This window comes from Lentzea aerocolonigenes, assembly GCF_000955955.1.
Taxonomy (GTDB): domain Bacteria; phylum Actinomycetota; class Actinomycetes; order Mycobacteriales; family Pseudonocardiaceae; genus Lentzea; species Lentzea aerocolonigenes_A.
In genome coordinates this window covers 51,968-58,558 of the sequence record NZ_JYJG01000027.1, presented here as the reverse complement: position 1 = coordinate 58,558, position 6,591 = coordinate 51,968, and the positions used below count along the sequence as shown (strand labels likewise).

Annotated in this window: 4 protein-coding genes; 2 read left to right on the top strand and 2 right to left on the bottom strand. The window is 69.9% G+C overall.

The window, feature by feature from the left end; translation table 11 throughout:
- Positions 1-112: 112 nt before the first annotated feature.
- Entirely contained in the window at positions 113-835 is a 723-nt protein-coding gene (locus UK23_RS05780; RefSeq protein WP_052684384.1) for an AfsR/SARP family transcriptional regulator, read from the bottom strand.
- An 85-nt stretch (positions 836-920) separates the two neighbouring features.
- Between UK23_RS05780 and UK23_RS05775 the strand changes: the two genes are divergently transcribed.
- Both UK23_RS05775 and UK23_RS05770 read left to right on the top strand, forming a co-directional pair.
- Positions 921-1,508: a nitroreductase family protein gene (locus UK23_RS05775; RefSeq protein ID WP_045310307.1), complete on the top strand. Its 588-nt coding sequence runs from the start codon at positions 921-923 to the stop codon at positions 1,506-1,508.
- Positions 1,499-4,432 carry an AfsR/SARP family transcriptional regulator gene (locus UK23_RS05770; RefSeq protein WP_052684383.1) on the top strand — a complete coding sequence of 978 codons (2,934 nt, stop codon included), beginning with the start codon at positions 1,499-1,501 and terminating at the stop codon, positions 4,430-4,432. The genes UK23_RS05775 and UK23_RS05770 overlap by 10 nt, the downstream gene beginning before the upstream one ends.
- 133 nt (positions 4,433-4,565) lie before the next feature.
- On the opposite strand, the gene UK23_RS05765 is transcribed toward UK23_RS05770, so the two are convergent.
- Entirely contained in the window at positions 4,566-6,278 is a 1,713-nt protein-coding gene (locus tag UK23_RS05765) for an alpha-L-fucosidase (RefSeq protein WP_196777624.1), read from the bottom strand.
- Positions 6,279-6,591 lie beyond the last annotated feature (313 nt).

Genomic DNA, 6,591 nt, shown 5'->3' with positions numbered 1-6,591 from the left:
CTTTGTCCACCTCAGGTCCATGAAGGTTCCGTTCATGGACGGAACCGGGGGCATGAGAGCGCTTCCCTGACGGAACCCTGCGATCCGCCAACAAAGCCCTTGCAGACGTCTTCTAGCCGCCGCTGAGCACCAGGTGCTGGAGCTCCCGCAGCTGCCGGCACGGTTCCAGGCCCAGCTGGCCGACCGAGTAGCGGTAGGCGTCCTCGTAGGTGGCCAGGGCTTCCTTGCGCCGCCCGGCCCGGTGCAGCGCCCACATCAGCAGGTGCCGGGTGTGCTCGCGCTCCGGGTGCTCCGCGATGAGGTCGCGCAGGTCCTGCAGGTCCGGGGATCTGCCGAGGGTCATCCTGAGCTCGGCGCGGCGGGTCCTGGCCTCGTCGCGGGCCTCGGTGAGGGCGCGGACCTCGGGGAACCGCGGCCAGTCCGCCGTCACGCCGGTCAACGGGGTGCCGCGCCACAGGTCCAGTGCCGCGTCGAGGGCGTGCAGCTCGCGGACCTCGTCATCGGTGTTGCGCGCCGACGCGATGTGCCGGTGGAACTCGGTGACGTCCGCGGTGTCGTCGCCGAGGTTGACGCGGTAGCCGCCGGGGCTGGTCTCGATGGTGGCACTGCAGCCGGTGGCCTTGAGCAGCCTGCGGAGTCGCAGCACGTGCACCTGGAGCGTCGAGGTGGAGCTGTCCGCGGTGCCCCACAGGCGGCGGGTGAGGTCGTCGGTGGTGCGGACCGCCTGGCCGGCCAGCAGGAGGTGGGCCAGCAGGGTGCGCTGCATCGGGCCGCCCAGGTGGTGGCCGCGGTCGCCGTCGCGCAGTTCGAACTGGCCGAGCAGACGGAACTCCATGGTCCTCAGCGTCGCGGGTGCCGCTGAGCGGTGGCTGACGCGGCGCTGAATCGCTACCGTCGGGATCACATCTGGGGAGGTCGTTGTGGAATTTCAGGACGTGGTGCGGCGCCGGCGCATGGTGCGCAAGTTCACCGACGAGCCCGTCAGCGACGAGAGCATCCAGCGGATCATGCGCAACGCCGTGCGCGGGCCGTCCGCCGGGTTCTCGCAGGGGCAGGGATTCCTGGTGCTGCAGGGGGAGTCGCTGAAGCGGCTCAACGAGATGTTCGAGTTCTGGGCAGGTGAGGACGCGAAGACCGCACCCGTGGTCGTCATCCCGTTCTCGGCCAAGGACATCTACCTCGACCGGTACGCGCAGGACGACAAGGGCTGGACGGACCGCGACGAGAGCCACTGGCCGGTGCCGTACTGGGACATCGACACGGGCATGGCCGCGTTGCTGATCCTGCAGACCGCGGTGGACGAGGGCCTCGGCGCGGTGTTCTTCGGGACGGACAAGGACGAGTGGCCGAAGCTGCGCGAGGCGTTCGGCGTGCCGGACATCTACGTGCCGATCGGCATGATCGCGATCGGCCACCCCGCCGAGGAGGGCGTCTCCGAGGGGGCGTCGCCGCGCACGCGCAAGCGCACGAAGTTCGAGGACATGGTCCACTGGGGCCAGTGGACGTGAGGTCGTTCGGTCTGCTAGGGCCGTTGGACGTGGTGCTCGACGGGCGCCACGTCCACGTCCCGCCCGGCAAGCGGCGCGTCGTGCTCGCCGCGCTGCTGCTGCGTCCCGGCCAGGTGGTCGGGGTCGACGAACTCGTTGAGCTCGTCGGTGGTTCGCGGAACGCGTTGCAGACCACGGTCGGGCGGTTGCGCGAGGACCTCGGGCAGCCGGATCTCGTGCAGACGCGGCCGGGCGGGTATCTGCTGGACGTGCGGCCCGGCGAGGTCGACGTCCACCGGTTCGAAACCTTGGAGCCGCACCAAGCTCTGGCGTTGTGGCGCGGGCGGCCGTTCGCGGACATCGGCAGTGATGCGCTCGAACGCGACCACGTGCCGGCGTTGACCGAGAAGTACCTGTCCGTGCTGGAAGCGCGGATCGAGGGCGATCTTCGTGCCGGGAGGCACTCTCAGCTCGTGCCCGAACTGCGCTCGCTCACTCAGCAGCACCCGACCCGGGAACGGTTGTGGGCACAGCTGATCCTGGCGTTGCACCGCTGCGACCGGCAGACCGAGGCGTTGCAGGCGTACGACTCCGTCCGCGGCAGGCTGGCCGACGAGCTCGGCCTCGATCCTGGCAAGGACCTGCAGAAGGCCCACCAGCAGGTGCTCACCGCCGACAACCGGCCCAGGGCCCGCAACGACCTGCCCGGCGACATCCCGGACTTCGCGGGACGTTCCCAAGATCTCGACGAGATCCTCGCCGCCGTCCCGTCCGGCTGCGTCGCGATCACCGCGATCGACGGCATGGCGGGCATCGGCAAGACCACGCTCGCCGTCCGCGCCGCCCACCGGCTGGCCTCGCGGTTTCCCGATGCGCAGCTGTTCGTCGACCTGCACTCCTACACCGACGGCGTCGAGCCGCGCACCCCGTCGGACGCGCTGCTGGCGTTGCTGACCGCACTCGGCGTGCCCGCGCACGACATCCCGGACGGCATCGACGCCCGCGCAGCTCGGTGGCGGGCGGAAATGGCCCACCGCAAGGCACTCGTGGTGCTCGACAACGCGGGCAGCGCCGCCCAGGTCCGCCCGCTGCTGCCCGGCACCGGGCTCGTGCTGGTCACCAGCAGGCGCCGGCTCCTGGATCTCGACGCCGCTCACACGGTCTCGCTCGACGTGCTGTCCGAAGAGGACTCGCTCAACCTGCTCGCGAGCATCGTCGGCCCCAAAGCCGATGTCGAGGAGTCACGCGAGATCGTCCGGCTCTGCGGCTACCTCCCGTTGGCCGTGCGCGTCGTCGGCGCCCGTTGGCGCACCAGGCCCGCGTGGTCGGCCCAGGACCTCGTCCGCAGGCTCACCGAACAGCGGCTGCTGGAACTGAAAGCGGGCGAGCGCAGCGTGTCGGGCGCGTTCGCCCTGTCCTACCAGCAACTCACGCCTCGGCATCAGTGCCTGTTCCGGCGGCTCGGCCTGCACACGGGCGACGACTGGGACGCCTACCTCGCCGCCGCGGTGATCGGCTCGACGCGCGCGGAGGCGGAACAGTTGCTGGACGACCTGCTGGACGTGCATCTGGTGCAGCAGAAGGAGAACGGCCGCTACCGCTTCCACGACCTGCTGGCCGACCACGCCAAGGCCAGCGTCGAGCCGGACGAGAAGGACGAGGCGGTCGTCCGCATCCTCGACCACTACCTGAACGCCGCCGCCGCCTCCGCCCTGCGGATCGCACCTGGCAGGCCCGAGCTCTACGACACGGTGTCGTACGAGCTGGTCGACCCGCCGGTGTTCGCCACGCCGGTCGAGGCGCTGGCGTGGCAGGAGGCGGAGCGGCGCAACCTCAGGGCGGCGGTCTACCTGGCCGCGTACGAGGGGCACTACCGGTACGCGTGGCAACTGCCGCACCACTTCTCGCACTTCCTGCTGTTGCGCGGATCTGGCCGGGAACGGGTCGAGGTGCAGAGCGTCGCGCTCGCCGCCGCACACCAGCTCGGCGACCTGCGGGCACGTGCCGAGGCGTTGCGCGGCTTGGGTTCTGCGTACCTGGGACAGGACGACCGCGGGAGAGCCGCGCGGCATCTCCACGAGGCTCTCGGCCTCATGCGGCAGATCGGCGACATGCGTGGCGAGGCGTCGACGCTGGGGCTGCTCGGCATGATCGCGCGAGACGAGTACGAGTACGACAAGGCGATGGAGTACTTCGAACGCGGCGTCGTGCTGATGCGGGCTGCCAACGCCCCCACCGGGGTGGCCAACGCGCTGCACAACATCGGCATCGTGCACGCCGAGCTCGGACGTACCGAGGAGGCGCTCGCCGCCATGCGCGAGTCAGCCGAACTCCTGAAGTCGCACGCGGATCTGCGGTCGTCCGCGATGGTGCTGCACGACATCGCACATGTGCACTTCGACGCGTTCCAGGACCAGGAGTGCCTGTCGTACCTGGAACAGTCACTGGCCTCCTACCGGGCCACGGGGGACCGGCGGGGCGAGGCGCTGGCTCAGGCGGACTTCGCGTACTGGCAGTACGTGATGGGCGACTTCGCCGGTGTGCGGCAGCGGGTGCCGGAAGTGGCGAGGTTGTGCACGGCGTACACGAACCTGCCCGACGTCCGGGCGGTGCTGGCCGCGATGGAGGACGTTCACGATCACATGGGTCAGGTCGCGGTGCTCGTGGCCTTGTCACTCGACGCCCAGCTGAACGGACGGCTGGCCGAGGCGATCGATCTCGTGCGGCGGTGCCTGGGCGTGGTCAGGTCGACCAGCCGCTGGTGGAGCGAGTGCCGGCTGCTCGGGCAGCTTTCCACGCTGCACCTGGCACTCGGTGACCGCGAGGCCGCCATCCGGTACGGCGAGGAGGCGGTCGCGGCCGCCGGGCGTCTGCGTCAGCCCAGGGCGGTGGCCGTGGCCGAGCAGATCCTGGCTACAGCGACAGCCCCAGCCACGCCAGCGTGACCACGGCCGCCGCCAATACGGCGAAGGCCGTCCACTGCTGCACCCTGTCCTTGGTCGTGCGCATCCCCGGCTCCCCTCGGTGGTGTTGCCACCGAGGGTGCGAGAGAGCGTCCACACATCGTCCCCACCGCGATCACACGGGCGACAAAGCGCTGCTCGGGACCACTCGCTGGGACTCGTACGGGTTGCTCCAGAGCAGCTTGAGGTAGGCCTCGCCGGTCAGGTCGGCGTACTCGACCTTGATCGGGTACTTCTTCCCGGCTTCGAGGTTCACCACCGCCTTGTCGACGCGTGGGCCGTGCGGCTTGGTGTTGTCGATGACGACCTGGTCGCCGAGCCACACCTTCACCGTGTCGTCGGACACGGTCATCAACGTGTGCGGGCCGGTGTAGCTCGCCTGCAGCGATCCGGTCCACCGCACCGAGAAGTCGTCCAACGGCACGCCGGGCGCAGCCGGAGTGGTCAGCCGCCACGGGAAGTCCAACGTCGGGTCCGTGCGGCGAACGACGAGCCGGTCGCCGTCGAAGTACTCGCCGCTCAGGCCGGATCCGGTGCCGTGCACCGGTTGTGGCGTGCGGATCGTCAACTCGACCACGGACGCCGTGGAGTTGGTCGGCTGACCTGACGGCAGCACGTCGATCCCGTCACCGGAAGCTTGCCAGCGCACCCGTTGCGAGCTGCCGAGAACCCGCGCGGCCAGCACGTCGAACGGCGCCTTCGTGCTGAGGTGCAACGAGGAAGCCCAGTCGTAGACCGAGAGGTAGAGCTTGTCACCGCGCCGGGTCACCGCGCCCCAGCCGGGATCCGCGACCAGACCGGTCATCGAGGTGCCGTAGACCGCCTTTCCGTTGGCCCGCAACCAGTCCCCGACGCCGCGCAACGACTGCTGGGCGCCCGCCGGGATGCGGCCGAGGTCGTCGGGGCCGACGTTGAGCAGCATGTTGCCGCCGCGGCCGGTGATGTCCGTGAGGAACCGGGTGAGCTGGGACGACGGCTTGAACGCCGTGTCGTAGCGGGCCCAGCCCCAGCGGTTGCTCGTCGTGATGCACGATTCCCAGGCGACGGCGTCCAGTGGCGCTTGGGGGATGTTCTGGTGGCGTTCCGGGGTTTCGTGGTCGCCGTCGACGAACCGGCTCTTGGCGACGCGGTCGTTGATGATCAGCTTCGGATCGAGCGAGCGCAGGTACTGCTGCAGCTCGTCACCGTCCCGCAGCGACCACCACGGCTGGCCCTGACCGTCGAACCACAGCGTGGCCGGGTGGTACGTGGTCACGAGCTCGCGCAGCTGTTCGCGCATGCGCTGCTTGTAGGCCGACGCGTCGCCGGTGACGCCGGGGTCGTGCCAGTCGTTGATCGAGTAGTAGAGCCCGAACCGGAGGCCGCGCCGTTCGGACGCGCGCTTCAGCTCGGCCAGGATGTCGCGCTGGAACCCGGAGTGGTCGTGGAGGTTCCAGGTCATCGTGCGGGTCGGCCACATCGCGAAGCCGTCGTGGTGCTTCGACGTGATGACCACGTACTTCTGGCCCGCGTCCTGGGCGAGCCGCGCGATCTCGTCGGCGTCGAACTCGGTCGGGTTGAACTTGCGCGCGGCCGCCTCGTACTCGGGCCACGGGATGTCGCAGCGCAGTTTGATCCACTCGGCGTCCTGGCACACCGTGCCGTCCGGGCGCCGGTACTCGCCGCCCCACCACGAGTACGGTCCGAAGTGGACGAACATGCCGAACTTCGCGTCGCGCCACCACTGCGTGCGGGCCGAGGTCAGCGGGTCGTCGAACGCGGGGGCGGGAGCTGCCGAGGCGGGCGGTACGAGCCCGAGCACCAGCAGAACGGCGAGCAGCACGCGCACGAGTCCTCCAAACGGAAGGTTCGCGGCGGCTGGGCTCAACGTAGCTCGGAATCATGTTGCGAAAGGAGGGATCATCCGTGCCTCCTTTCCCGGCGGCGGCGAAATTCCGGTGATCCGCGGGATCGCGTGGAACGCCGGCCCGTGGAGCGGCACGCACCGGTGATGGCGACTGCTCCGAACGGCCGGGCGCGGATGCGCCGGAACAGACCGGACGTGCCGTCGCACAGGAAGCGCGGGACGCGCGGAAACGCCGAGCACGATGTGCCTCACGGGCCCGAGGGTCGCCGCGCCGGATCCCGTCTCGCTACCGTCT

What these genes read in the sequence shown, in the direction of transcription:
- UK23_RS05780 (WP_052684384.1), bottom strand. Translation starts at nt 835, where the DNA reads ATGGAGTTCCGTCTGCTCGGCCAGTTCGAACTGCGCGACGGCGACCGC.